The organism is Rhizorhabdus sp. P4_G5, assembly GCF_056401065.1.
The window spans coordinates 190,661-217,340 of sequence record NZ_JBFUKB010000005.1 but is presented as its reverse complement, the minus strand read 5'-3'; the positions used below and the strand labels follow the sequence as shown (position 1 = coordinate 217,340).

Here is a 26,680-nt window from a genome sequence, read left to right as displayed (position 1 = left end):
GATATGAGCCGCACCGCAACCAAATCCCTGTTCACGACCGAGCTGATCGGCCCGGCGGTTGGCGACGCCTTCCGCAAGCTCGATCCGCGCGACCTCATCCGCAACCCCGTCATGTTCACGACCGCGGTCGTGGCGATGCTGCTGACCGTCCTGATGTTCGTCGGCCATGACGGTCTCACCACGGGCTTCAAGCTGCAACTCGTCATCTGGCTGTGGCTGACCGTGCTTTTCGGCACCTTCGCCGAGGCGCTCGCAGAGGGGCGTGGCAAGGCGCAGGCCGCTTCATTGCGTGCCACGAAGGCCGAACTCACCGCGACACGCGCCACCGGCGAGAAGGTTTCCGCGAGCCAGCTCAAGTCGGGCGACCTGGTGCTTGTCCAGACGGGCGAGCTAATCCCGGCCGACGGCGAAGTCGTCGAGGGCGTTGCGTCGGTCAACGAGGCCGCCATCACCGGCGAAAGCGCCCCAGTCATTCGCGAAGCCGGCGGCGACCGCTCCGCCGTCACTGCGGGAACACGGGTCATATCCGACCATATCAAGGTCAAAGTGACCGCCGATCCCGGCCAGGGATTCCTCGATCGGATGATCGCTTTGGTCGAGGGCGCCGAGCGTCAGAAGACGCCGAACGAGATTGCGCTGACGATCCTGCTCGTAGGTCTAACAATCATCTTCCTGATTGCCGTCGGCACGATCCCGGGCTTCGCCTCCTATGCCGGCGGCTCGATCCCGGTTGCGATCCTCGCGGCTTTGCTGATCACGCTCATCCCGACGACGATCGCGGCGTTACTGTCGGCGATCGGCATAGCCGGCATGGACCGCCTCGTCCGGTTCAATGTGCTCGCCAAGTCGGGTCGCGCGGTCGAGGCTGCCGGCGACATCGACGTGCTGCTGCTAGACAAGACTGGGACGATCACGATCGGCGATCGTCAGGCAACCGAATTCAAGCCCGTTGCCGGCACGAGGGTTGGCGAACTCGCCGAAGCAGCGCTGCTCGCCAGCCTTGCCGACGAGACGCCAGAAGGCCGCTCGATCGTCGCGCTCGCCAATCAGTTGTTCGGGGTAGAGCTGACCGCTCTCCCCGGCGATGCCGAGGTCATCCCGTTTACTGCACAGACCCGGATCTCCGGGGTGAAAATGGAAGGCTCCGTAATCCAGAAGGGCGCTGTGGATTCGGTCTTCAAGGCCAATCCTGGATCGGGCGAAGGCGTTGCGGCGGCCGAATTGCGCCGGGTGACCGATGAAATTTCGCGCGCGGGAATGACTCCGCTCGCGGTCGCCAAGGATGGCCGCATCCTTGGTGCCGTGGCGCTCAAGGATATTGTCAAAGCCGGTATCCGCGAACGCTTCGGTGAACTGAGGAAGATGGGCATCCGCACGGTGATGATCACCGGCGACAATCCGCTGACCGCAGCCGCGATCGCCGCCGAAGCGGGGGTGGACGATTTCCTCGCCCAGGCGACCCCGGAAGACAAACTCGAGCTGATCCGCAAGGAACAGCAGGGCGGGCGTCTCGTCGCGATGTGTGGCGACGGCACCAATGATGCGCCGGCGCTGGCCCAGGCCGATGTCGGCGTGGCGATGAATACCGGCACCCAAGCCGCGCGCGAGGCCGGCAACATGGTCGATCTCGATAGCGATCCGACCAAGCTGATCGAGGTCGTCGGTCTGGGCAAGCAACTGCTCATGACGCGCGGCGCGCTGACCACCTTCTCGGTCGCCAATGACGTCGCCAAATATTTCGCGATTATCCCCGCGATGTTCATCGTGCTCTATCCGGGCCTGGGCATTCTTAACGTGATGGGGCTGGCAACGCCGCAATCGGCGATCCTTTCGGCGATCATCTTCAACGCGCTGATCATCCCGCTGCTCGTTCCGCTGGCGCTCAAGGGCGTCAAATATAGGCCGATCGGCGCCGGACCGCTGCTGGCGCGCAATCTGGCCGTCTACGGTCTTGGCGGTCTGGTCGCGCCGTTCATCGGCATCAAGCTGATCGACATCGCCGTCAACGGCCTCGGTCTGGCCTAGGAGTATCTATCATGGGTTCCGATTTCACATCCGCCCTGCGCCCGGCGATCGTTCTCACGATCCTGTTCGCACTGCTCCTCGGCTTCGCCTATCCGCTGCTGATCCTCGGTGTCGGCCAGACGGTCTTCCCGAGCCAGGCCAACGGCAGCCTCGTGCGCGAGGGCGACAAGGTTATCGGCTCGACCGTGATCGGGCAGGCTTTCACCAGCGAGCGTTATTTCCAGACCCGCCCCTCGGCGGCGGGCAAGGGCTATGACGGCCTGGCCTCCTCGGGCTCCAACTATGGTCCGACGAGCCAGGCGCTCATCGATCGCGTGAAAGGCGATGTCGACAAGGCGCGCGCCGCCGGCGTGGGCGGCGCGATTCCCGCCGATCTGGTCACCGCGTCGGGTTCCGGGCTCGACCCCGATCTGTCGCCGGCCGCCGCTCTCGTACAGGTGTCGCGCGTCGCAAAGGTACGGAAGCTGCCTGAGCCCAAGGTTCGCGCACTGGTTGAAAGGGCGATCGAACGGCCAATCCTCGGGGTGTTGGGCGAGGAGCATGTCAACGTCTTCGCGCTCAATCGACAGCTCGATGCCATCGGCGCTAAACCGGCGCGGTGAACGAACGATCGCCCGATAGCGACCGGCCCAAGCCAGAGGCCTTCCTGCGTCAGGCGGCGCAGGAAGGCCGTGGCCGTCTGAAGGTGTTCCTCGGGGCGGCCCCCGGTGTCGGCAAGACCTATGAGATGCTGACTGACGGCATGCAGCGCAAGCGCGCCGGCATCGACGTCGTGGTCGGGGTGGTCGAGACCCATGGCCGCATCGAAACCGAGGCGCTGACCCGCGGGCACGAGATCATCCCGCGGCGTGACGTCGAAAATCAGGGCCGGACGCTGGCTGAGATGGATATCGACGCGATTCTCGCGCGCCATCCCGGCCTCGTGCTTGTCGATGAACTGGCGCACAGCAACGCGCCGGGATCACGGCACCCCAAGCGCTACCAGGATGTCGAGGAACTGCTCGTCGCCGGCATCGACGTCTATTCGACGATCAACATCCAGCATATCGAGAGCCTCAACGACGTTGTCGCCTCCTTCACCAAGGTCCGCGTTCGCGAGACCGTGCCCGACCGGGTGCTTGAAATGGCCGAGATCGAGGTCGTCGACATACCCCCCGACGAGCTGATCGAGCGCCTCAAAGAGGGCAAGGTCTACATCCCCGACGAGGCGAGCCGGGCACTCAACCATTTCTTCTCCAAGTCCAACCTGTCGGCGCTGCGCGAACTGGCCTTGCGCCGCGCGGCCCAATCGGTCGATGCGCAGATGCTCGACTATGTCCGCGCACATGCGCTGGCCGGCAGTTTCGCCGCGGGCGAACGCGTGATCGTCGCGGTCAGCGAGCTACCTGACGCACCTGGGCTGATCCGGGCCGCCAAACGCCTCGCCGATGCCTTGCGGGCGCCCTGGACCGCACTCCATGTCGAAACCCCCCGCACCAGCGGGCTCGCCGACACCGACCGTCAGCGGCTCAATCAGTCGATAGCGCTCGCGGCGCAACTCGGCGCCGCGACCGCCACGATCCCGGCGCAGAACGTGGTCGAAGGCCTATCGGCATTTGCGCGCGAAGCACGCGCGACCCAGATCGTCGTCGGCAAATCGTCGCGGCCCTGGTGGTTCGAGATCCGCCACGGCTCAGTGGTCGATCAGCTCGTTCGCGAGCTCACCGATGTCGCGGTCCATGTCCTCCCCGCCGATCGGGAGGGCACGCCAGCGCCGCGCACCCGAGCACACGCGAAAGGACACCGCACCAAGCCCGGCGATTATGCGCTTTCGCTGCTGATGGTGGCCGGAGTGACGGCGATCGGCCTCGCGCTTGGCGCGGTCCTCGATATCGCGAATATCGCGCTCCTCTATCTGCTGCCGGTGATGATGGCAGCGAGCCTCTATGGGCTGCGCGCCGGGCTGTTCGCCAGTTTTGCATCTTCGCTCGCCTATAATTTCTTCTTCCTGCCGCCAACGGGCACTCTCACGATCAACAACCCCGAGAATGTGATCACCATCGTCGTGCTGCTATCGGTCGCACTGGTGACCAGCCAGTTCGCCGCCCGCATCCGCGCGCAGGCGGATCTTGCCACATCGAGCGCCCGGCTCAACGCGGCGCTCGCAGGCTTCTCCCGGCAGCTGACGATGATCGCCAGCGACGAAGAGTTGATGCAGGCTATCTGCGCCGAACTGGCACGCCTGTTCGATGCGCGGGCTTGCGTGCTGACGCCATCGGACGACGGTCCACAGCTACGCGCCGCTTGGCCGCCAGAAGACAAGCTCGCCCATATGGAGCGGGCAGCTGCCCAATGGGCGATCGACAAGAGCACGCCCACGGGGCGAGGCTCGGATACGCTCACCGGCTCGGACTGGCTGTTCTATCCGATGAAGACGGCCCGCGGCGTAAGGGGCGTCATCGGACTCGCACGCGACGATGGCTCCGATCCGGTGCCGTCGGACAAGGTTTCATTGCTCGTAAGCCTGACCGATCAGGCAGCACTGGTGCTCGAACGCATGCAATTGGCCGACGAAATGCGCGACGTCGCCGAACTCAAGGAACGCGACCGGCTACGCGCTGCGCTGCTGTCTTCGGTGGGCCACGACCTGCGCACGCCGCTCACGGCGATCATCGCGGCAGCCAGTGAGATGCGCCGCGGTAATTCCGAGAGCTTGATCGACACGGTAGAGGTTGAGGCTCAACGCCTGAAACGCTTCGTCGCCAACCTCCTCGATATGGCGCGGGTCGAGGCGGGCGTCATGCGGCTCAATATTGAGCCGGCCGATCTGACGGACGCCATCGCCAGCGCGGTGCATGATACGCGAGGGGTGCTGGCCGGGCATGAGATCGAGCTGAGCGTTTCGCCCGGCCTGCCCTTGGTCCGGGTCGACGCGCAGCTGTTCCATCACATCCTGATCAACCTGCTCGACAATGCCGGTCGCTATGCCGATCCGGGAACGTCGATCCGCATAGAGGCGGTCCGCCAGCCGGGTGAGCTCGTCCTGTCGCTGCTCGACTCCGGCCCCGGCCTGCCACCGGGGCGCGAGGAGGAGGTATTCCAGACCTTCGCCCGGTTCGAAGGTTCCGATCGGTCGAAGGGGGGGACCGGCCTCGGCCTCGCCATCGTCAAGGGCTTCGCCGACGCGATGGGCCTCGGCGTGACTGCCGCCAACCGCGCCGATGCGGCTGGGGCATGTTTCAGCATCCGTTTCCCTGAGGACAGCCTTGTCCGGGAGTTCGACCAGGAGAAGATCCTTTGATCCGCGCCAAAGTGCTCGTCGTTGATGACGAGCCGCATATCCGCAGGCTCCTGCGCTCGACGCTCGAGCGCAACAATTACGAGATCGTCGAGGCGGCCAATGGGCGTGAGGCACTGGCTGCGCTTTCCGATGCCCCCGATATCGTTCTGCTCGACCTGGGCTTGCCCGATCGCGACGGGATGGAGCTCGTGCCGCTAATCCGCAAGAACTCGAAGGCGACCTTGCTGGTGGTCTCGGCGCGCGATGCTACCGACCAGAAGGTGACCGCGCTCGATCTCGGCGCCGACGACTATGTCACCAAACCGTTCGACACCGAGGAGCTGCTCGCGCGGATGCGCGCAGCGCTGCGCAACCGGATGAGTGCCGGCGGCGCCCAACTGGCGGTCAAGGTCGCCGACCTGGAGATCGATCTCGTCAATCGGCGCATCCACAAGAATGCGACCGAAGTTCACCTGACGCCGAAGGAATATGGGGTGCTGGCCGAGCTTGCCCGCTTTCCCGGTCGCGTCATCACCCATGACCATCTGCTGAAGAGCGTCTGGGCGAACGAATATGAGCGGCATGTCGAATATCTGCGGGTCGTCATCCGCAATCTGCGCCAGAAGATCGAGGATGACGTCAGCCGGCCCGCGATCGTCGTCAACGAGTTGGGGGTGGGTTACCGTCTGATGGGGGCCGACATCTAAATTTCGACCTGGCTGCCAAGTTCGACGACGCGGTTCGTCGGTAGCTTGAAAAACTCCATCGCGCTCTGCGAATTGCGCATCATCCAGGCGAACAGCTTCTCGCGCCAGATCGCCATGCCGGGATGCTTGGTGGCAATGAGGGTCTGGCGTCCCAGGAAGAAGCTGGTGTCCATGCCGTGGAACGGTTGGCCGCAGACCGTGATCTCGGCCAGGTCGCGCGGCACGTCGGCCTCCTGCATGAAGCCGTAATGAAGCGTCAGGCGATAGAAGGAAGGGCCAAGTTCAGCAACTTCGACCCGATCGGTCGCGTCGACATGCGGCACGTCGGCGATTGCTATCGTCAACAGCATGTTGCGTTCGTGCAGCACGCGGTTGTGTTTCACATTGTGCAGCAGGGCGGGCGGCACGCCCTCGGCCGAGGCCGACATGAAGACTGCCGTGCCGCTGACTCGCTGCAGCGCGTGGGTGGACTTGATGAAGATATTGACCGGCATCGCCCCTTCCTGCAGACGCGCCCGCATCAGCCGGCGTCCGGTGGCCCAGGTTGTCAGCAGGGTGAAGGCGATGGCAGCGACCACCAGCGGGAACCAGCCACCGTCGGGAATCTTGGTCATGTTCGAGGCGAAGTAGGCGCCGTCGATCAGCAGGAAAGTGCCGGTCAGGCCGCCGGCGAGCCACTTGTTCCAGCGCCACACGGAGAAGGCGAGGACGCCGATCATGCAGGCGGTGATGAACATCGTGCCAGTCACCGCGATGCCATAGGCGGCCGCGAGGTTGCTTGAGCTGCGGAAACCGAGCGTCAGCAACACGACAAGCACGAGCAGGATCCAGTTGACGATGGGTACATAGATCTGGCCCGCGGCTTTCGCGCTGGTGTGACTGATCTTCACGCGCGGCAGGAAACCCAGCTGGACCGCCTGCTGGGTGACAGAATAGGCTCCGGAGATCACCGCCTGGCTGGCGATGATCGTCGCCATGGTCGCCAGCACGACCAGCGGCAAACGCCAGCTTTCAGCGACGAGCATGAAGAAGGGGTTCTCGACCGCGGAGGGCCGATCGAGCAGCAGCGCGCCCTGGCCGAGATAGTTGAGCATCAGGCAGGGGAAGACGAGATAGAGCCAGGAAGCGGATATCGGCTTTCGCCCGAAATGCCCCATGTCGGCATAAAGCGCTTCGGCACCCGTCACCGCCAACACCACCGATCCGAGTGCGAGGAAGGCGAGCTGGGGATCGAGTGTGAAGAAATTGAGCGCCCACCAGGGGTTGAGCGCAGCGAGTATCTGCGGATTCTGCACCAGCGACAATCCGCCGATGCCGGCGATCACCGCGAAGTAGAGCAGCATGATCGGGCCGAAGATGATGCCGACCCGGGTCGTGCCGTGCGACTGGATTGCGAATAGCCCGATCAGGATCGCGATCGCGATTGGCAGGACGAACTTGGTGAAGCCGTCATTGACGATGGTGAGACCCTCGACCGCCGACAATACCGAGATCGCGGGCGTGATGATCGCATCTCCGTAGAACAAAGCGGTTGCGATCACGCCCATCGCGATTAGCGCCGAACCCCAGCGCGTGCCATCGGTCCTCCGCGAAATAAGGGCGAGCAGCGCGAGGCTTCCGCCTTCTCCGCGATTGTCGGCGCGCAGCACGATGAAGACATATTTGACTGTGACGACCAGCATCATCGTCCAGAAGATCAGGCTGAGCACCCCGTAGATGTGAGGCGGGTCGACCACCAGCGGGTGATGGCCGATGAAGCTCTCCTTGAGCGCGTAGAGCGGCGAAGTGCCGATATCGCCGAACACGACGCCGATCGCACCGAGGGACAGGGCGCCGAACGAGTCGTTGGGACCATGATGGCCACCGGCATCGCCTGCTTTTGAAATGGCCATGGATACGCAAATCCTCGAACGCGGTGCGCTGAAGCGCGAGCCGTCCGCTTGAGCGTCAATGGCATATGATTACGAGATGGGGGCGAGCCGATTCGCATATGTTTGGTATATGTTTGCCGCTATTGGCGACGGCGGTAGCGCTCCGCGATTTCGATGCGGTCATGAATATGCCCGCCAAGGATCAGTAGCCCCGATCCGATGCTAGCGCCCAGGAAGGTGACTGTGGCCAAAGCATATTGGCCGAGTGACGGGGCGGACGGCGTACCGGAGTGAAGAAGGCGATACAGCCCCAGGCAGGCGCCTGCGGATAGGCCGATGCCGAGAAGTCCGAGACCCCGGATAATCAGATCTCCGACAAGGCTTTCCCTGGGTTGATCGTTTGGTCGCCGACCGCGATCTCGCGCCGCGTCCCCCGCGTCGGACTGATCGCGGGACAACTTTTCCGGGAATACGTGCCCGGACGGGCTTCGCCGACCTTCTGCAGGATCAGCCTGCACCAGAGTGAGACCTGACTGTGTACCCGTCGTCATTTCGAACCCTTTCGGGTCGGAATCTACGGAGCCTCACATATGGATTCGAGACGACGCCAGGATGGCAAGCATTGGTTTTGCATATGCTGCGATAGGGCGCGCAGGCGCCGCGCAGTGAACGAACCTATACCTTACGAGCTTCTTGAAGAACGGCTTATATGCGGCTGTTAGATCTCGGTCGCGCGATGAGCACCTTCATCGACCGGCTCGGTTTCAACGATACGCCCCGGATCGGCGAATGCCTCGGGAGGCTCCATGATGGGCGCGCCGTTCACGAATTCTGGGCAGAGGTCCAACGGCAGCTGGATGACGGGCGGCAGATGTCAACGCCACGGTGCAAGCGCGGATAAGAGATGAAGTTGTCGCAGCCTCGCGTGATTGCACCAAAATGGTCCTAGCCTCCCTCTTTAATCCCGTTGACGGTCAGCGGAGGCGCACAGCATAAATAGCGTGCGCAAAATACCGGAATGATGAGGGCGGTACATGGACGCGACCAAGGGCAACACAGCCTATCCGGGAACTTTTGCCACGCCATCTGAGGTCCTTCGGCTTGCCAACGAGTACCGTCAAGCCGCCCTTGTCATGGCTGGCCTCGGGCGTCGTGGTGACTCAGTCTCCAGAGCACCGTACCGGCTGACCGCTATCCACTCTGTAGAACTTTATCTAAACGCGCACCTGCTCCACGTGGGGCACGAACCAAGCCGCATTCGTGGATTTCAGCACGACATGGCAGCGCGGACAGACCTATGCCTCGCGAGCGGATTGATTTTGCGCCAACGGACCGCGGCCCACTTGCGAGCAATGACAGCGAATCGCGAGTATCTGATTACGCGGTATGGCCCAGAGCTCACATCAACACTCTCTCAAATTAACCGTCTAGCCGCGACTTTGGCCGAGGTAGCGACGAAGGTAGGAGCTGTGATGCGAACAGCCGATCACAGCGATGCACAACAAGCCTGTAAATCCAACGGCGAACCTGACATTCGCATCGTTTGATGACACACGATGTCCGCTTCCGGACTGCGCTAACCATGTCTGATGCGAGATCGACAGTGTCTCTGCAACCACGGCTGGCAGAACAAGGAAGCGGGAGCATCGAGCGTGACGGTACTAGCCGCCGATATAGGCCCCCTTCTCAGCCTCCGCATCAGCGGCGAAGAAAGAGCAATCATGGGCGGCTGAGCCTGCAGGCTCGCCGCCGACCCGCTTTTACGCGAGATTCCTATCGCCTCAAGTCGCGGGTTTGGGCGAGTGCACCGGCCGGCTTCGTGAATAGTGCAGGTCGCCGAGCACAGTGTAGCTGCCCTTCCCGATGCCGAAGCGTTGAAGAATGGCCACGATGAAGGCCCGCTTGTGGAGACGGCGATCGGCGTAGATCGTGTAGTGCTGCCGGGCGGGGTCGAATACGATCCGGCCGCGAGGGTAGATTTCATATTCGACCGTCGCGATCAGCTGTGGCAGGCGCTGTTGACGCAATCTCGCAGCCCCTTGGCGAGCTAGCCGGGACCAGTATTCGGAATGTCCGCGGTCGTGGGTTTTGAACCCCGCATAATCAGGCGCCTCAGCGATTGGCGTCATATCGGCGACCAAGGTGGACGTGCCAGGTTCGTCGGAGGGTACGAACCAGAAGATGCCGACATGGCTCATGTGACGATCCTCCCGGCAATCCGCGCGCTGGCGGCGTAAGAGGATAGGTCGCTCTGCGCAACGAACCACTCGTCACGCTCGATGGGCAGACGAAGCTTCCCTCGCAATGCTTCGAGCTCGGACAAGCTGACATAGCCGAGCTCCGGATAGCCGAGGCCGAGGTCGCACAGTCCAAACGCGCGATCCTCGTCGTCGGGGTCTATTTCGGTGAGCAGCCAGGTGGCACCAGCGTCGGGGGTGAACAGCTTGACGACGGGCGCGGGATCGATGCTCACGCCCCCCGCCGTGGCATGCCCGTTGAGGAGCAGTTGCATGAACTGCTCCTCGGTGAGAAAACTCGGGCGACCCACGGCTATGCCGCCTGCGCGATGAGGGCGACCGGCTGGCTGGACTGGGCCGGAGCGATCATCCAGTCGCACCCTTTGGCGCGCAGTGCTTCCTCGACGACGGCATCGATCCGCGTCCAGTCGCAATAGCGCTGATGAAGGGCCACGGCTTCGTCCCGCGCGCCGGCCCAGCCGAGCGCCTCGATGAACTGTTCGAGCTCGATGGCGCGGAACGGCACCTGCCCCTCGCCGGGTGTAGCCAGGAAGGAGGCATAGCGGGTGCAGCCCTGCTGAACGAGATGGTTGCCGCGCGGTGCGATGACGACGAAATGGGCCTCGGCCCAATCGCCGCGCATCAATGCGGCCTGGGCCAACAGATGCTCGCGGAAGAGCTGCTGCAACGGGTTCACCCGGAGAAAGGCGTGCATCGGCTCGTGATAGAGGCCTGACGCGGGTGCCAACTCGTCATAGCGCGTGTTCATCTCGGCCGGCATCTGCTCGGTAAGCGTCTCGGAATATTTGACCTCGAAACCGATGAACCCTGTTTTGCCGTCGCGGCGATCGTACAGCATGGCCGCATCGAACGCCGAGCGGTCGCCGGTCAGTGCGCCCTCGCGTCGGCCTGGCGAGTGCTCGAAGAGGATATGGCGCACAGCCTTGAGGTCGATGCCGGGGATGAGCGCACGCACGACCTTGGCCGCGAACTTCAGATCGAACCGCATTAACCCGAACAGGTTGAAGGCGAGCGGCATGCTGCTGAGCAGGTTGCCGTAGAGCCGGGCCTGATCGATCAGCGCGCCAGGCTCCTGATAGGCGGTTTCGCGCCGCGCCACATAGGCGATGCCGGGCGACATGAAGTTGCGGCCTGCATCGGCGGCGGCCGGGTTGATGAGCGAACCGATCTTCCGTTTTCTCCCGGCACGGTCGGTGAAGGTACCGATCGGCAGGCCTTGATCTTCGCGCCAGAGCGACTGCAGCAGGCGCGCACACGAACGGAAACGGTTGTCGAACTTCTCGTAAACATGGTGCTGCTTGAGCACCTCGACGGGGACGATGGGCAGATGGCCGGGGGCCTGTTTGCGTAAGGAAGCCATGGATGAACCTCGATGAACGCCCGCCCCAATGCGGGTCGTTGAGAATTCACCAAGGGGCTCGAGAAACGTACGAACCTGGCGCACCTGCACTGCATGAGATTGCTCTGACAGACGCTCGAGGTGGAGGTCGGCGCCAGACCCGAAGTCCACCTGAGCTCATTAGAGGATGCTTCGAGAGCTCTGTTTTCAAAGGCTTGCGGAGGCCACGATGGCGCCTCTTGCAGCGATGGGCGCACTCAGGAACCGTCAACCGATCTGCCAAACTCTTAACGTGGCAGATGCATTGACGGAAAGGCAGAATTAGATATGTAAACTCAATATCTTACCAAGCCGAGCCTAGCAGGTGAGTGGCTATATAGAGCGGCCTGATTTCGAAGGCCGAAAACACGTGCCTCGGTGGTGATGACCCCGCGTAGCGCATCAACCGTCGATCACCCCGTGCGATCGGAGGATGACGATAAGCTCCGGCAAATCTTCAACGGTCCTCCCTGCCATTTCACCATCGATCAGGATCGTGCGGGTGGTGGGGTAGTAGCTGATGCGAGGAGCTACCTTAAGCTGGAATTCGTTTCCGGCTGGACGACGAACATCCGCACCTTCGGTCGTCAGCACGTTGATGGCAGCCCGCATTGCGGCACTATCGCCAGGTCTGATCTCCGCTTCCGGAAGCTTTTCAAATCTCACTCTGTTTCTCCATCAAAAATCCCCTCCGGGTGAAGAGGTAGATAGAAGGAGAGATAGTTAGATAAGAGAAAGTGTGTATGTATAGAGAAGGTTATGGAGAGAGATAGGTAAGAGATAAGGTAGAAGTAGTAAGGTAGAGGTAGCGCTGGAGCGCCAGAAATTCATAATCTCCGAGCCGCCCCTGTGCAAGGCCATTGAGCCACAACTCCCCCAGCGTTTGATCGCATTTTGCGCGGCAGGTCAGGAAGGACTAGCATATAAGACCGACAGGTCGACGCCGATGTCCAGGCGATCGATCGCCTCCTTCAAATTGGCAACGGTCAGCCCCTTGCTGTACCGCGCTGTCTCGCCGACCGTTGCATGGCCGGTTAGTTCATCGATCACGGAGTCAGCCACTCCTCCGCGTTTTAGGAAGGTCGTGGCACTGTGCCTGAGGGAATGGAAATCCCGCCCAGGCGCGTAAACACCGACATCACGGCGATAGCGGGTGAACCATTTCGAATAATTGTGTCCGAGCCGATCGTCAGCGCCTCCCGGTCTGAGATTGGGGAACACGTTCAGCTGACCTGCCTTTCGCTGCGTCTCCACATATTCCAACCAGCCGAGCTTGATCAGCTCCGGGTGGACCGGCACCAGCCGAACGGCATTGTTGTTTTTCAGTTGCTGGCCATCGCGGTCATTGACATCGAATACCCATACCCCCTCCACCTCGCGGACATCGGCAGGTCGAAGTTGGCATATTTCCTCCTGCCGCATGCCCGAAAAGACTGCGATCAGGGGGAGCCAGAAGCGCTCATCACGAATGATCCGCTCGCCTCGAGTTGACCGCCTCGCTTCCGATTTGGATCCAGTCCAGACAGGGCTTTCGAACAGCTTCTCAAGCTCCGCGCGCTCCCACATCGCACGCTGATCGCGCGCGCGCTTGGCCGAACCGAATTTCCAGTTGTGAAAGATGTTGTCGGTCGCGAGCCCCTCCCCCACCGCCTGGTCCCAAAGGGTAGCGAGCGCGTGGAAATGTCGTTGCACCGTGCGAGCGGAAAGCCGCGGCAGATCCGCCTCCTTGGTGGCGGCAACAATATCGGCGGCAGACATTCCTCGAAATTTGGCGGCCTTGCCATAATCAGCGGGCAAGTCCTGCAGCAACGCCTTGAATTGATGGGCATCCGTGCGCAGGTAGCCGCCCAATGGGCGATCACCAGCGTGTGCTGAAAACAACGCGAACGTTTTGCGGGCCTGAAGACTAGTTTGCTCTTCCCATTTTCCCCGTCGTGTCTGCGCGGTCCGAAACTCAGCCGCATAGGCGTTGAACAGAGGCCCGGCCGGAGACGGCGACGCAGCAGCGAACGACTGGATTGGCCTGGTCGTTTGGGCCTCCGCCTCACTTGAACAGGCGTCTTCGAGGGCAGCTACCAACAGTTTGTCGGCTGGCTCATAGTTGAAGTCGCCTTCCAGGCGAGCGACGAACGTCTCCGCAACCTCGATGGACGCGCGGAGCAGTGCCTGTTGGAGTTTCCGCTGATCCACCTTGCCCAGTGTTGCGCCGCGGCCGAGATGCTCCTCGATCAGAGCTGCGGAGGTCATGTGAATATGGCTGAAGTTGTTGGTGGCCAGCGCCATGCGGCTCCTGCTCGATAGGTCGCGATAAAGCGCGATGCTCGAGCTTCGATCGGCTTCCGTAACCGGGACATCGCGATACAGCCGGACGACATCATCCCCCGTGAGTAGGGTCTGATAGAAGTCCCGGATCATCGTTTTGATGTCGCGATCGGTCAGGACGGGCATGGACATGATGCGATCGAACAGTTCCCCCGAGCAGACGTAGCAAAGGCGCGAGAGCATGCGCGCCACGGCCGGATCGCTCGTCCGCAAACTGCACGTAATCTCCGCGCGTTTGAAGAGGGTTCGTAGCGCAGCCGGGATACCCAGCCGAAAGTGATAGGTGCCACTCCGGCGTACCGTATTCGGTACCGATCCCATGTGTACAACGCCCCGTTTTGTAGCAGGTCATTGTAGCAATGCCCCACCAAGGTTTGGGTCACGTCAGAAAAAGCAAAGCGCTTCAGCTGCTTAAGCAGAAGTTGGCTGGGGCGGCAGGATTCGAACCTGCGGATGGCGGCACCAAAAGCCGCTGCCTTACCACTTGGCGACGCCCCAGCATCGCGGTGAGGGCGCTCTTATAGGGATCGCGGCGGGGATGGGAAGCCTCGAAGATCGGTTTTCCAAAGGCTGCTTACCCTCTAAGGTAGGACCATGACGATCCTGGTCACCGGCGCTGCCGGCTTCATCGGCATGCACTGCACCCTCCGCCTGCTCGCGCGCGGCGAGGCGGTGGTCGGCATCGATAATCTCAATGATTATTATCCGGTCCAGCTCAAGCGGGACCGGATCGCCCAGGCCGAGGCAGCGGGTGGCGACTATCGGTTCATACGCTGCGATTTCGCCGATCATGAGGCGCTGGAGGCAGCGCTGGACGGCGTGGCGTTCGACCGAATCATCCATCTCGGCGCGCAGGCCGGGGTGCGCTATTCGCTCGAAAATCCGCGTGCCTATGCGCAGAGCAATCTCGTCGGCCATCTCAACATGCTCGAACTGGCGCGCAGCCGCGGGCTGGCCCATCTCGTCTATGCATCCTCCTCGTCGGTCTATGGCGGCAATGACAGCCTGCCCTTCCGGGTCGAAGACCGGGTCGATCATCCACTATCGCTCTATGCCGCCACGAAGAAGGCGGACGAGCTGATGAGCGAGACCTATGCCCATCTTTATCGCCTGCCGCAGACTGGCCTGCGCTTCTTCACCGTCTATGGGCCGTGGGGCCGACCGGACATGGCGTTGTGGCTGTTCACCGACGCGATCTTGCGGGATCGGCCGATCGCCGTGTTCAATGGCGGCGAGATGCGGCGCGACTTCACCTATATCGACGACATCGTCAGCGGCGTGATCGCCGCGCTCGATCATCCGCCCGCCGATGACGGCCGTGAAAAGGCAGGCGGCAGCCGCTCGCCGCATGCGGTCTATAACATCGGCAATCATCGCTCCGAGGAGCTGACCCAGCTAATCGCGCTGATCGAGGAAGCTTGCGGCAAAACCGCGGTCAAGCAGATGAAGCCGATGCAGCCGGGCGACGTGCGCGAGACCTTCGCGGATATCAGCGCGATCGAACGCGACCTTGGCTTCCACCCCACGACGAGCATAGCCGAAGGCGTCCCGCGCTTTGTCAGCTGGTTCCGTGGCTATCATGGGATTTAGCGCCGTGGGATCGGATAGGACGCGTCGGTGGCTGATCCCGGGCATTGCGCTGCTGGCACTGGCCGCTTGCAGCAAGCCGGAGCCGAAGCCGGCCGAGCAGGACGTGAGCGGCGGTCCGCAGATCGCCACTAGCATCGACGATTACGCCTTGCCGGTGGACCGTTCGGCAGAGATAACCGCGATCGATGCCGCGACCGGTGATGCGGCGGGAATGCCCAAAGATGGTGGCCCAGTCATCGTCATGCCGAAACCGGAAGCGCAATCATCCGTTGGAGCCGCAGCCGCGCCGATCATCGCGGCCCCCGCACCCACGACGGCCGCACCTCTGGTAACGCCACCTGCGCCGCCACCGGCCGCACCTGCTGCGGGCGACTGATCCGACGAGAAAAGGCCGAGCATCATGGATGACGACGATCTGAAGGCCCGCGCGATCGCGCTCCACGATCGTTTCACCCATGGAACGCAGGATCGCCGCAGCTTCATGGCCGATATGACGAGGCTGGCGGGGAGCGCCGCGGCGGCACAGCTGCTTGCCGCCTCGATTGCCGCCGATCCGGCCGCCGCTACGATGATCGCGGAAGACGACAAGCGGGTGACCGCCAGGATGGTGCACTGGAAGGGCGCAAACGGGCACCAGCTGTTCGGCTATATGGCCATTCCGAGGAAGCACGCGAAGAAGCCGGCGGCGGTGCTGGTAATCCACGAAAACCGCGGGCTGCAGCCTTATACGCGGGATGTCGCACGGCGCTTGGCGATTGCTGGATTCGTCGGCCTGGCGATCGACTTCCTTGCGCCGCATGGCGGCACACCCGCCGACGAGGACAAGGCCCGCCAGATGATCGGCGCGCTGGACCTCGGCGCAGCCACCGCCGATGGCGTCGCCACGCTCGATTGGCTGTCGACGCAAAAGCTGCTGAGCGGCAAGGTCGGCGTGGTCGGCTTCTGCTGGGGCGGCGCAATGGCGGACCGGCTCGCCGTGAATGCGGGCACGGCGCTGACGGCGGCCTGCGCCTTCTACGGCCCTCCCCCTCCGCCGGCCGACGCTGCCAGGGTGAAGGCGGCCATGCTGCTGCATTATGCGGGCACCGACGACCGGGTGAATGCTGGCGCAGGCCCGTGGGTCGATGCCCTCAGGGCGGCGCAGGTCGATGTCCGTCGGTTCGACTATCCGGGTACCCAGCACGCCTTTCACAATGACAGCTCCGCCGCACGCTATGATGCCCAGGCGGCGAACCTCTCCTGGGACCGGACGATCGCATTTTTCAAGGAGAAGCTGACATGAGCGACGAGGTCATCTTTTATCACAACCGCCGCTCACGGGCACAGATGGCGCACTGGATGCTGGAGGAGGTCGGCGCGCCCTATCGCATCGTCCCGATCGATTTCGAGAAGGGTGAGAACCGCACCCCCGAGTTCCTGGCGATCAACCCGATGGGCAAGCTGCCGACGATCGTCCACCGTGGCGTCACCGTCACCGAAACAGCGGCGATCATTGGCTATCTTGCCGATGCCTTTCCAGCCGCGGGGCTCGCACCGGCGCTCGACGATCCGGCGAGGGGCACCTGGTTCCGCTGGCTGGTGTTCGGTGCCAGCGCGTTCGAGCCGGCGCTGCTCGACACCATGATGAAACGGCCGGAGGCACAACGGGCTAGCGTAGGCTATGGCAGCTATGACGATGTGCTGGGGGCGCTCGAAACGATGCTGGAGCCGGGGCCGTGGATCCTCGGCGAAAGGTTCAGCGCCGCCGACGTCTATGTGGGGGCCGAACTGGCCTGGGCGGCCTCCTTCGGCGCGCCCGGCATCGCCGAGCGTCCCAAGCTGACCGGCTATATCGAGCGTGCCAAGGCTCGCCCCGCCTATCAGCGGACGATCAGCGCCTGAATTTCCAGGCGAGCCGGAAGATGCGCGGCCCGTCGATCAGGTAGCGGCGCCAAAGCCGCCTTGGATTGCCGAGCAGCCGGTGCAGCCATTCGAGCGACAGCCGTTGCATCCAGCGCGGCGCGCGTGTTGTCCGCCCGGTCAGGAAGTCGATTGCGGCGCCGATGCACAATGCGGTGCCGCGTGCGTCCGGCAATGCCTTGATAGCGGCGGCGATCAGTTCCTGCTGGGGCGAGCCGACGGCGATCAGGATGAAGCGGGCACCGCTGTCGACCGCGATGCGCGCCGCAGCATCGCGGGCGGCCGCATCGCTGCGCAAGCCCATCGGAGGCACATGCTGCACGACCTCGACACCCCGCCTGAGCGCCGCCAATGTTTCGGCGTCGCCGGGATGGCCTCCGATCACGCAGACCCGGTCGCCGGGCGCTGCGACATCGGCGAACAGTCGCCGGGTCAGGTCGCTACCTGGCACAACCGACAGCCTTATGCCCTGGAGCGAAGCTAGCAGCGACAGCACCCTGCTGTCGCATAGCCGCCACGCCGCGTGGCGATATGCACGCCGCTCCTCGCTGTCGCGGCCGAGCTTGGAAAGCCGCACCACATGATCGACATTGGGGGTGACGAGGTAGGCGAAGCCATCGGCAGCGGTACGTTCGCGCAGCAATTCCACCACCGCCGCTTCGTCGAGCTGTTCGAAGCTCAGGCCCAGATAGTCCATGCGCACCCCACCCCGATCACCTTAGCGGACACCGGGCAAAGAAAAAGGCCCGGCGTTTCCACCGGGCCCCGAAAGGTTGCGATCAGGCTTCGCTCAGCGGCGATCACCCATGAAGCGCAGCAGGAACATGAACATGTTGATGAAGTCGAGATATAGCGTCAGCGCGCCCATCACCACCGACTTGCCGACGAAGTCGGTTCCCGACACATAGTTGTACATGCTCTTGATTTTCTGCGTGTCGTAGGCGGTAAGACCCGCGAACAGCAGAACGCCGACGCCGCTGATGACCAGATCCATGATCGGCGAGCGCAGGAATAGGTTGATCAGCATTGCGACGAGCAGGCCGACAACGCCCATGATCAGGAACGTGCCGAATGCCGACAGATCCTTCTTGGTCGTGTAGCCGAACAGGCTCAGACCGGCGAAGGCCGCTGCCGATGCGAAGAAGGTCTGGGCAATCGACGTTCCGGTATAGACCAGGAAGATCGACGCCATCGACAGGCCCATAGCGACCGCGAAGCCCCAAAACAGCGCCTGCGTAGCGAAGGTCGACAGCCGGTTGATGCCGAAGTTGAGCACCAGCACGAAGCCGAGCGGTGCCAGCATGACGACATATTTCAGCAGCCCCGGGCCGCCGAGGATCTGTAGAGCCAGTCCGGAACTGGCGAAGAGCAGCGCAACCACGCCGGTCAGCAGCACGCCCGATGCCATATAATTGTAGATCGAGAGCATGTAGGACCGCAGCCCAGCATCGAAAGCCGCCTCGGCCACACCGGCCCTTGTCGCGGCGGGCGCGGCAGTCGCTCGGGGGTCAGACCAGTTTGCCATGATGTAAAACTCTCCACTGAAAGCGGCGGGATGCCGCTCACGGAACAATATCGGCCCAACCCAAAGCTTTTTCAAGCGGATCACACGTTAAACAGCGGCGAAGGCCCTTGCGTTACCGTCTCACCTGGGGCGACAAGAGGCGATGCATCGGCTTTTCGTTGCCCTGCGCCCGCCGCGGTCGATCCGTGATGCGCTGCTTGCCGCAATGGGCGGAATTCCGGGCGCTCGCTGGCAGAGCGACGACCAGCTCCACCTGACGCTGCGTTTCATCGGCGATGTCGATCGCCATGTTGCCGAGGATATAGCCGCAGTGCTCGGCTCGGTTGCCCATCCTGCGATCACCGCCCGGCTGGACGGCATAGGCTGCTTCGATCGGCGCGGGCGTATCGATACGATCTGGGCTGGCATGACGCCGCGGGATCCGTTCCGCTCGCTCAACGTCGCGGTGACAGGTGCGCTGATCCGCGCCGGCGTAGCGCCGGAAAACCGGGCCTATATCCCTCACATCACCATCGCGCGCTTCTCGCGCGGTTCGGAACCGCCACTGCCGCTGCCGATGGACGACCTATGGCCTGCGCCGGTGGAAGCGCGGTTCGACCATTTCGTGCTGTACGAAAGCGAACTGGGCGCCGCTGGTGCGACCTATTCGGCCATAGCGCGCTACCCGCTAGGCTGAGCCGCCCGCTGCGCGCAGCCTTCTTGCCGGTCACTCAGCCGAAATCAGGGCGCCTTGACGATACCACAGGCCAGGCGCCCGCCTGCATTGCCGGTCGGATCCGTCTTGTAGTCGTCCTGGCCGGAATGGATGACGATCGCCGCTCCGTCGGTATCGAACAGCGGCTCGCTGCCGCCTTCCAGCGTCGCGCCCTTGATCACGGTGTCGAGCATGCCGGTGCCATCCGCGCCGACCGTCATGTTCGGCATGTCACCCATATGGGCCCCTGCCGGATTGTCATGGCCGTGCTGCTTCTTCCCCGGGTTCCAGTGGCCGCCAGCGCTGGTGAAGTCCGGACCGGTGCAGGTGCCGGTGGTGTGGACATGGACGGCATGGACGCCGGACGGCAGGCCGACACCCCTCACCTGCACATGAACGCCGTCCTTGGCCTGCATCAACATGGCTTGGCCCCGCGTCTGGCCCTGGGCATCGACGATGTCCGCCATGGCGTGTCCGACGGCAGCATATGCGTTGGCGGCAGCGAACAACACGGCTCCGGCTGCGATCAGGGACGCGCAAAAGGTGGATTTCGTCCGAGACATTTTCATCTCCTCTCAGGCTATTCGGCCGACGCAATCATGCCGCATCACCGGATGCGAATAAAGGCTCGAGCACAAAGAAAAGGGGCCGACCCGAAGGCCGGCCCCCATTCTGCCAGTCATCGAAAGATCGATGACCGAGCGGCTTACATGCCGGTGCCGAAAGTGATTTCGACGCGGCGGTTCTGCGGCTCGCGGACACCATCGGCGGTGTCGACCAGCGGACGGCTCTCGCCGAAGGCTTCGGTCGCAATCGCGCTGTCCGGAACACCCTTGCCAGCCAGGTAAGCCTTCACCGCGTCAGCACGACGCTGCGAGAGGCCGACATTGTACTGGTCGCTGCCCGACTTGTCGGCGTGACCAGCAAGCTGGACCCGCGCCTGGCCGGTCGTGGCATAGGCATTGGCTGCATTGTCGAGGATCGACGCTGCTTCCGCCGTGATGTCCGACTTATCCCAGTCGAAGAACACGATGAACGGACCCGGAGCTTCAGCCACCGGCGGGGGCGGAGGAGGCGGAGGGGGCGGAGGCGGCGGCGGGGGCGGCGGGGGCGGCGGGGGCGGCGGTGCAGCCGGTTCGCGCAGGTTGTAGACGAGGCTCAGCAGCAGGCTGTGCGAACGCCACCTGCCCTCATATTCCGCGCCGACGCGGTCAAAGGTCTTGACGTTGTTGACGTTGAAGAAGCGATACTTCAGGCCGACATCGATATTGGTCGTAACCGGATAACGGACACCGGCGATCGCCTGCCAGGCGAACTTGGAGTCGCTGTCGTTCAGGAAGTCGTTGCCCGAGACGTTGTAGCCCGAGAACTTGACGCGAGCGATACCGGCACCGCCGCCGACATAACCCGAGAAGCCTTCCTCGCCACCGAAGTCGAGCAGGCCGTTGGCCATGAAGCTGAGTGCGGTGTTCTTGCCCGACGCTTCCGGATAAACCCCGGGAGGTGCACCGACGCCGCCGATATCGGCAGGCGTACGCGAAGACGTCGTCGAGATGCTGCTAACGCGACTGCGCTTGTAGCCGACTTCGCCTTCCAGACGGAACATGCCGAAGTCATAGCCGACGATGCCGTCTACGTCCCAGCCGGTCTTGCTGTCGACCGTGGCCTGGCCGCCAGGCGACAGGGTCGATGGTCCGACGTCGAACTTCAGATCCTCAAGGATCATTCCGCCGCCTTCAACACCGATGTACCAGGCATTATCACGAGCAAAGGCCGGCGCTGCGAGCGCGGTCGAAGCGAGCGCTGCCAGGATGGCTAGCTTGCGCATATCATTCCCCTTTCCAACAAGTTCCGATACGGAACGTGTGTTTAACTAACCCATTCTTCCGGAGGCGCGCAAGCGGCTCCGTTTCTGGTGCGTACCGATGTGCATTGGAATTCCATTCCGGTAGTGCATCGGATTACCCAGACAGCCGCTAAACGACCGTTTCGGCAAAGGGTTGCCTGACGCTTGAAAAATATCACGACCGTTGGTGTATGTTGCACATATGCAACAGTTTACGCATCATTATTTCGCAAGGGGAACAAGAATTTCGTTGGGGTGCATCGTCCCCGGTTCGAGAGGCGAATTATAATAAGCGTGCTCCGCCACCCCGGCCGCTGATCTGCGTTGTGCCTTGATCCAGCGCTGGAGCTCCGCCGTTTTCGCGGCGAACAAGCGATCGGTGGGCTTGCCGGGGACCGCAATCACGGCCATTTCGCGCGGCGGGAGTTCATCGAGCAGAATGTCCGAACCGGGCGGTTCCATCTCGGCGCAATCCCGGCCCTCCGGCAACAGGAAGCGGATGCGCCAGGCGCCGCCTTCGATCGGCAGCGCCAGCACTGGCATCGTGATCGGGATCTCTTCGCCTTCACGCCCTTCGCCGAACATGTAGCTGGCCAGCAGGCCGAAACCGTTGCCGAGTGCCCGGTCGCGCGAGCCTTGCTGCACGGTTTCGATTACCGGAAGCGCCGGATATCGGCGGATCTCAAAAGCGCCGTCGGTCAGCACGCGTTCGTAAGGCGGCGATTTGGCGGCCCGTTGCCTGAGATAGATATAGGCCGCACCGGCGGCGGCGGCCGTCGCCACGCCCGCCAGTATCTTGCCCCAACCGATCTTCGCCATGCGCGCGCACCTCCGCGCCGGCGGATAGCCCGCGCCCCGCCGAATTGCCAGTTATTCGCGGTCATCCGCGATCGAAGCGGGCCGGCTTACATGATTGCCAGCATCCGCAAGCGGGCGCATCATCCTGCCATTCCATAATTTTCGCGGGATCATCATGTCCAAAACCACCGAAGCAGACCTCAGCGGCACCACGCCGCGCCGTCGCCCGAAGCCGGAGATTCTTGAGGTCGGCGGCCGCCGCCTGAAACCATCCACGCTCATGATGGGACATGGCTATGATCCGGCGCTGTCCGAGGGCGCTCTGAAGCCGCCGATCTTCCTCACCTCCACCTTCGTGTTCGAGAGCGCCGCGGCCGGCAAGCGCCATTTCGAAGGTGTCACGGGCAAGCGGCCCGGCGGCGCGGAGGGCCTCGTCTACTCGCGATTCAACGGGCCCGACCAGGAAATATTGGAGGATCGCCTGGGCATCTGGGAAGATGCCGAAGATGCGCTCAGCTTCTCCAGCGGCATGTCGGCGATCGCAACGCTGATGCTGGCGCTGGTCCGACCCGGCGACGTGATCGTCCACTCGTCGCCGCTCTACGCTGCGACCGAAACGCTGATCGCGCGGATACTCGGACGCTTCGGGGTGTCCTGGCTCGATTTCCCGGCCGGCGCCGCCGTCGAGGAAATCGGGGCTGTGCTCGCAGCAGCCAAGGCCAAGGGGCGGGTCGCGTTCGTCTATCTCGAAAGTCCGGCGAACCCCACCAACGCGCTTGTGGATGTGGAGGGTGTCCGGGACGCTCGAGATGCACTGTTCACGGATGACGGCGAACGGCCGCCGATCGTCATCGACAATACTTTTCTGGGGCCGATCTGGTCGAAACCGCTCAAGCATGGCGCGGACCTGGTGGTCTATTCGCTCACCAAATATGCAGGCGGGCATAGCGATCTGGTCGCCGGCGGCGTGGTCGGCGCCAAGGCGCTGCTCGATCCGGTGCGCGCGATGCGCAACACGATCGGCACGATCACCGATCCGAATACCGCATGGATGCTGCTGCGCTCACTGGAGACGCTGGAACTCAGGATGAGCCGCGCAGGCGAAAATGCCGCCAAGGTGTGCGAATGGCTTCGCCACCAGCCGCAGGTCGAGCGAGTCGGCTATCTCGGCTTCCTCGATCCCGGCTCGCGACAGGCCGACATTTTCGACCGCCACTGCGACGGCGCCGGATCGACCTTCTCACTCTACCTGAAGGGCGGTGAAAGCCAGGCCTTTGCATTTCTCGACGCCCTCAAGGTCGCCAAGCTCGCTGTCAGCCTGGGCGGCACCGAAACGCTGGCGAGCCATCCGGCGGGAATGACCCATTTGTCGGTGTCGGACGAGCGCAAGAAGGCGCTCGACATTGGCGACAATCTCGTCCGCATCTCGATCGGGATCGAGGATCCCGATGACCTGATCGCAGATTTCGGCCAGGCGCTGAAGGCGATTGGCTGACCGGCTGCTCCACCGGCCGGGCACGCCTGGCCCGCCGGTGGAGCAGTGTCGGAACGAAGCTCAGCCGCGCATTCCGTTCGACGTAGCGGCGAAATAGGACATCATTCCGGCGGCAGCCGCGCCGGTCAGTTCGATGAACACGCGACGACCGTCGACCGGATCGGCAACGCGCCGTAGCAATCCGGCCTCGGTGAGTTGCTTGATCCAGCGCAGGGCGGTGGTCGCCGGAACTGCCGCGGCGATGCAGAGGCTGGACACTGCGACGGACCGGCCTTCGATCTTCGCCGCGCTCAGGTCCAGCAGAATATCCCACGCAGGGTCGGCGAAGAGCCCGGCACCGAAGAGATCGTCACGCAGGCGCCGCGCCCTTATCATCTCACGGATTGCTCCCGCGGCGCATGTATCGCCATCGCTCGCCTGCTCGGGCATTGCGCTGCGCGCACTGGCGGCTTCCGCCGCCAGCGATGACAGGACGCGCCCGATCCGCGCATTCTCCTTGCCGCGAAGCCCCGATCCGATGGGATCGGCCGCATCATTGGTCTCGCGCAGTTCCAAAGGTGCCTTGAACAGCCGTTCTTGCATCGCCTTGGCGAGGGCCTCCGGATCCCGGCCCACAAGCACGTCGACGTCCTCATGCCCGATCCGTGCCGCGACGATGTCCAGCAATGCCGGGGTCACCACCACCACGCTCGCAAACCCGCCGGCAGCGGCGCCATCATCGACGATCCTACACAATTCATCGAGCACAGGACCGTGGTCCCGGCTGACATCAACAATGACGAGATCAACGCCGATCTGGCTGTCGAGCCTCTGCCTGGCCTCTCCGATCGGCAATGCCGCAGCAAGCCGCCCGCCAGTCTCCGCCACGCTTGCCGATGCCATGGCGATACCCACGTCGGTATCCCCGAACACCAGCACAACCGGAGCCTCGCTCCATTCCGACATCAGCCACCTCCAGCACGTCCCACAACATGCTCCGCCCCCGCGTGCGATGCCTGACACGAAAACTAGCGCACCGGTCCGGCATGTCAGCCGATATTTGGTCCGTTATGGATCAAGTCCCAGATCGGGAACATCGGCTGCACGCACTTGTTCAGGCTCGAACCCGCGCTTTGAGGCCCACGCTTTTCGGAAGGACTGCTGATGTCAGGGAAATATGGTGCGCGCAACGATGAGGGTCATCATGTGATCGCCGAGGATGATCCGTTGGCAATCAGCCTGCTCAAGCAGGAACATCATCTATTCCGCACGTTGTTCGACGAAGCCGAAGAGGCAGACGAACAGCGGCTTGCCGCGATCGCCCGCGAACTGTGCATGCGGCTGACCGTCCACATGGCGATCGAGGAGGAAATCCTCTATCCGGCGCTCAAGCCGATCCTCGGCGATGACGAGATCAACGAAGGCATCGTCGAACATCAGTCGGGCAAGCGAATAATCGCCGAGCTCGAACAGCTCGACGGCAGCGAGGAGCTTTTCGGCGCCAAGGTCCATGTGCTGGGCGAAGAAACCATCCACCATGTCGACGAAGAGGATGAGGATCTGTTCGAAGACGGCAAGGCGGCGCATGTCGATCGCAGGATCGATCTGAACGCCCTGGGCGAGCGGCTGAGGGCGCGGCAGGCGCAGCTTTATGACGAGATCGCAGCGACCGGGGAGACCGGCAAGACCTGCGAAGCGCAGCCGGACGAGGTCGCCCGGGCATGATGCGGTCGACGCCGGCTATAGGGTGACGGCCGCCAGCGATCGCGCCTCGGCAGCTTCATACAGGGCGAATTCGTCGAATAACGGGGTGCCGAGTGCAGCTTCGAATTCCTCGCGGCTCGACCTGGCAGCATAGGCGCCGCGCGCCGCATCGCCGAGATTGGACTGGAAGATACCGGCCGCGCTGACCGGCAGGAAGTCTTCATACAGGATCGGATCGGCGACGATGTCGCCTGAGTCTATGGCCGCTTCGAGGTCGGCCCGACGCACAGCCCTGCCGCTGTAGCGGAAGAAGGCGAGGCCCTGACGGCGAAGATCCGTCCAGTCGTCGGGCAACTCGGCAAATCGATCCCGTTCCGGCTGCGCGGCCAGGATCTCGTCGTAGAGCGCCCTGCCCTTCCGCGTGAGCGCGACGCCGCGCTGCTCGACCTCGCCAAAGCGCGCGCTGTGGCGGCCGGGCACGGAGTGGCCGGAGAGGGAGAGGAAGACGATCCGTTCGTCGAGGGCCTTGAAGCTGGTCTGGCGCAGCAGGACCGGACAGGCGCGGCGCGGCGGCCCCTCGATTTTGTCCTTGGGCGTGATGCCATGCGCGGGCATCGCCGCCTGCACTGCGTCGATGTCGAGCGTGCGCGGTGTCAGGTGATTGATGTGCGGACCGCGGAAGCTCACGACATCGGCGATCAGGCGGTGCGCGTCGAGCAGGCGGTCATAGCTCTCGGCGCTGACCGTGGCGGTATCGTGCCAGCGAAAAGTCTCCAGAAGCTCATCCACGAAGTCGATGGCAGCCGCGACATCGAGTCCGCCTTCCCGTTCGGCACGCTCGATCAGTTCGAGCGCGCCCGGCGTAAGGATGCGCCGCGCGTCGAGGATAGCAGCGGCCTCGGCGCGCAGGCGCGCGTCTTCGATCAGTTCGAGCCGCAGCAACGAGGTAAATATGCGGAAGGGGTTGGCGGTCAGCGCAGCCTGCTCGATCGGCCGGAAGGCTGTCGAGTGAACCGGCACGCCAGCTGCGGCGAGATCATAATAGCCGACCGGGTGCATCCCCATCACGGCGAAGGCCCGACGGATGAGCGCGAGCTCGGCGTCCGTGCCGAGCCGGATCGCGCCATGGCGCTCGCCGGCGAGTCGCTCCACCTCGCCGTTGCGGCGCAACGTGTCGGCCAGTGCCGGATCGCGCGCCAGCACTGCCGAATTGCCGTCCGCGACGAGCTTCAGCAAAGTGCCATATTGAGGGACTTCGGCCCGATACATCTCCGACATCGCCGCGGAGAAGCGGCCCCGGATCGCATCGGTTGCAACGAAGGCCATCGAC

24 protein-coding genes and 1 tRNA gene are annotated in these 26,680 nt (G+C 63.3%); 11 read left to right on the top strand and 14 right to left on the bottom strand.

Annotation, left to right across the window (positions count from 1 at the left end):
* Positions 1-3 precede the first annotated feature (3 nt).
* Genes kdpB through AC1DQK_RS10855 form a run of 4 tightly spaced genes read left to right on the top strand, consistent with a single transcriptional unit; the run spans position 4 to position 5,991 of the window.
* Positions 4-2,025, top strand: coding sequence for a potassium-transporting ATPase subunit KdpB (gene kdpB / locus AC1DQK_RS10870; protein ID WP_477870303.1), 2,022 nt, complete (start codon positions 4-6; stop codon positions 2,023-2,025).
* 11 nt (positions 2,026-2,036) lie between these two features.
* Positions 2,037-2,627 (top strand): potassium-transporting ATPase subunit KdpC, encoded by a 591-nt coding sequence (gene kdpC, locus AC1DQK_RS10865; RefSeq protein ID WP_477870301.1) that lies wholly within the window; start codon positions 2,037-2,039, stop codon positions 2,625-2,627.
* Positions 2,624-5,305: a DUF4118 domain-containing protein gene (locus AC1DQK_RS10860; protein WP_477870299.1), complete on the top strand. Its 2,682-nt coding sequence runs from the start codon at positions 2,624-2,626 to the stop codon at positions 5,303-5,305. Before kdpC ends, AC1DQK_RS10860 begins: the two co-directional genes overlap by 4 nt.
* Complete coding sequence (locus AC1DQK_RS10855; RefSeq protein WP_477870297.1) at positions 5,302-5,991, top strand: response regulator; 690 nt, start codon at positions 5,302-5,304, stop codon at positions 5,989-5,991. Before AC1DQK_RS10860 ends, AC1DQK_RS10855 begins: the two co-directional genes overlap by 4 nt.
* Here the strand turns inward: AC1DQK_RS10855 and AC1DQK_RS10850 are convergent.
* From AC1DQK_RS10850 to AC1DQK_RS10820, 7 genes are all read right to left on the bottom strand, one after another.
* Positions 5,988-7,883: a potassium transporter Kup gene (locus AC1DQK_RS10850; protein WP_477870295.1), complete on the bottom strand. Its 1,896-nt coding sequence runs from the start codon at positions 7,881-7,883 to the stop codon at positions 5,988-5,990. The two genes, AC1DQK_RS10855 and AC1DQK_RS10850, sit on opposite strands and share 4 nt — an antisense overlap.
* Before the next feature lie 1,760 nt (positions 7,884-9,643).
* On the bottom strand, positions 9,644-10,060 hold the full coding sequence (locus AC1DQK_RS10845; protein ID WP_477870293.1) for a hypothetical protein: 417 nt from the start codon (positions 10,058-10,060) through the stop codon (positions 9,644-9,646).
* Complete coding sequence (locus AC1DQK_RS10840) at positions 10,057-10,410, bottom strand: DUF2958 domain-containing protein (protein WP_477870291.1); 354 nt, start codon at positions 10,408-10,410, stop codon at positions 10,057-10,059. Before AC1DQK_RS10840 ends, AC1DQK_RS10845 begins: the two co-directional genes overlap by 4 nt.
* 2 nt (positions 10,411-10,412) lie before the next feature.
* Positions 10,413-11,480, bottom strand: coding sequence for a PGN_0703 family putative restriction endonuclease (locus tag AC1DQK_RS10835; protein WP_477870289.1), 1,068 nt, complete (start codon positions 11,478-11,480; stop codon positions 10,413-10,415).
* 420 nt (positions 11,481-11,900) lie between these two features.
* Positions 11,901-12,164 (bottom strand): hypothetical protein, encoded by a 264-nt coding sequence (locus AC1DQK_RS10830; RefSeq protein ID WP_477870287.1) that lies wholly within the window; start codon positions 12,162-12,164, stop codon positions 11,901-11,903.
* Positions 12,165-12,404: 240 nt separating this feature from the next.
* A complete protein-coding gene (locus tag AC1DQK_RS10825) occupies positions 12,405-14,141 on the bottom strand; it encodes a DUF6538 domain-containing protein (protein WP_477870285.1) in 1,737 nt (578 codons plus the stop codon).
* Positions 14,142-14,243: 102 nt separating this feature from the next.
* Positions 14,244-14,318, bottom strand: a tRNA-Gln gene (locus tag AC1DQK_RS10820).
* A 96-nt stretch (positions 14,319-14,414) separates the two neighbouring features.
* Here AC1DQK_RS10820 and AC1DQK_RS10815 point away from each other — a divergent pair.
* The 4 genes from AC1DQK_RS10815 to AC1DQK_RS10800 are packed head-to-tail and all read left to right on the top strand — an operon-like array spanning position 14,415 to position 17,291.
* Complete coding sequence (locus tag AC1DQK_RS10815) at positions 14,415-15,410, top strand: GDP-mannose 4,6-dehydratase (RefSeq protein ID WP_477870283.1); 996 nt, start codon at positions 14,415-14,417, stop codon at positions 15,408-15,410.
* A 4-nt stretch (positions 15,411-15,414) separates the two neighbouring features.
* Positions 15,415-15,786 carry a hypothetical protein gene (locus tag AC1DQK_RS10810; protein WP_477870281.1) on the top strand — a complete coding sequence of 124 codons (372 nt, stop codon included), beginning with the start codon at positions 15,415-15,417 and terminating at the stop codon, positions 15,784-15,786.
* Between the two features lie 24 nt (positions 15,787-15,810).
* Positions 15,811-16,692 carry a dienelactone hydrolase family protein gene (locus tag AC1DQK_RS10805; RefSeq protein ID WP_477870279.1) on the top strand — a complete coding sequence of 294 codons (882 nt, stop codon included), beginning with the start codon at positions 15,811-15,813 and terminating at the stop codon, positions 16,690-16,692.
* A complete protein-coding gene (locus AC1DQK_RS10800; RefSeq protein ID WP_477870277.1) occupies positions 16,689-17,291 on the top strand; it encodes a glutathione S-transferase family protein in 603 nt (200 codons plus the stop codon). Before AC1DQK_RS10805 ends, AC1DQK_RS10800 begins: the two co-directional genes overlap by 4 nt.
* Here the strand turns inward: AC1DQK_RS10800 and AC1DQK_RS10795 are convergent.
* Positions 17,281-18,006: a WecB/TagA/CpsF family glycosyltransferase gene (locus AC1DQK_RS10795; protein WP_477870275.1), complete on the bottom strand. Its 726-nt coding sequence runs from the start codon at positions 18,004-18,006 to the stop codon at positions 17,281-17,283. The two genes, AC1DQK_RS10800 and AC1DQK_RS10795, sit on opposite strands and share 11 nt — an antisense overlap.
* Before the next feature lie 93 nt (positions 18,007-18,099).
* Complete coding sequence (locus AC1DQK_RS10790; RefSeq protein WP_477870273.1) at positions 18,100-18,834, bottom strand: Bax inhibitor-1/YccA family protein; 735 nt, start codon at positions 18,832-18,834, stop codon at positions 18,100-18,102.
* A 142-nt stretch (positions 18,835-18,976) separates the two neighbouring features.
* Here AC1DQK_RS10790 and thpR point away from each other — a divergent pair, with 142 nt between their 5' ends.
* Entirely contained in the window at positions 18,977-19,510 is a 534-nt protein-coding gene (gene thpR, locus AC1DQK_RS10785) for an RNA 2',3'-cyclic phosphodiesterase (RefSeq protein ID WP_477870271.1), read from the top strand.
* Positions 19,511-19,554: 44 nt separating this feature from the next.
* On the opposite strand, the gene AC1DQK_RS10780 is transcribed toward thpR, so the two are convergent.
* The 3 genes from AC1DQK_RS10780 to AC1DQK_RS10770 all read right to left on the bottom strand — a co-directional run bounded on the left by AC1DQK_RS10780 (position 19,555) and on the right by AC1DQK_RS10770 (position 22,193).
* Complete coding sequence (locus AC1DQK_RS10780) at positions 19,555-20,091, bottom strand: superoxide dismutase family protein (protein ID WP_477870269.1); 537 nt, start codon at positions 20,089-20,091, stop codon at positions 19,555-19,557.
* Between the two features lie 143 nt (positions 20,092-20,234).
* Positions 20,235-21,356 (bottom strand): OmpA family protein, encoded by a 1,122-nt coding sequence (locus AC1DQK_RS10775; RefSeq protein ID WP_477870267.1) that lies wholly within the window; start codon positions 21,354-21,356, stop codon positions 20,235-20,237.
* 240 nt (positions 21,357-21,596) lie between these two features.
* Positions 21,597-22,193, bottom strand: a complete 597-nt coding sequence (locus tag AC1DQK_RS10770; RefSeq protein WP_477870265.1) for an SOUL family heme-binding protein — start codon at positions 22,191-22,193, stop codon at positions 21,597-21,599.
* Positions 22,194-22,347: 154 nt separating this feature from the next.
* Between AC1DQK_RS10770 and AC1DQK_RS10765 the strand changes: the two genes are divergently transcribed.
* Complete coding sequence (locus tag AC1DQK_RS10765; protein WP_477870263.1) at positions 22,348-23,667, top strand: cystathionine gamma-synthase family protein; 1,320 nt, start codon at positions 22,348-22,350, stop codon at positions 23,665-23,667.
* Positions 23,668-23,727: 60 nt separating this feature from the next.
* Here the strand turns inward: AC1DQK_RS10765 and AC1DQK_RS10760 are convergent, their stop codons facing one another.
* On the bottom strand, positions 23,728-24,612 hold the full coding sequence (locus AC1DQK_RS10760) for a winged helix DNA-binding protein (RefSeq protein ID WP_477870261.1): 885 nt from the start codon (positions 24,610-24,612) through the stop codon (positions 23,728-23,730).
* A gap of 198 nt (positions 24,613-24,810) precedes the next feature.
* Between AC1DQK_RS10760 and AC1DQK_RS10755 the strand changes: the two genes are divergently transcribed.
* Positions 24,811-25,371 (top strand): hemerythrin domain-containing protein, encoded by a 561-nt coding sequence (locus AC1DQK_RS10755; RefSeq protein ID WP_477870259.1) that lies wholly within the window; start codon positions 24,811-24,813, stop codon positions 25,369-25,371.
* Between the two features lie 15 nt (positions 25,372-25,386).
* On the opposite strand, the gene hglS is transcribed toward AC1DQK_RS10755, so the two are convergent.
* Positions 25,387-26,676: a 2-oxoadipate dioxygenase/decarboxylase HglS gene (hglS, locus tag AC1DQK_RS10750; protein WP_477870257.1), complete on the bottom strand. Its 1,290-nt coding sequence runs from the start codon at positions 26,674-26,676 to the stop codon at positions 25,387-25,389.
* Positions 26,677-26,680: the final 4 nt, after the last annotated feature.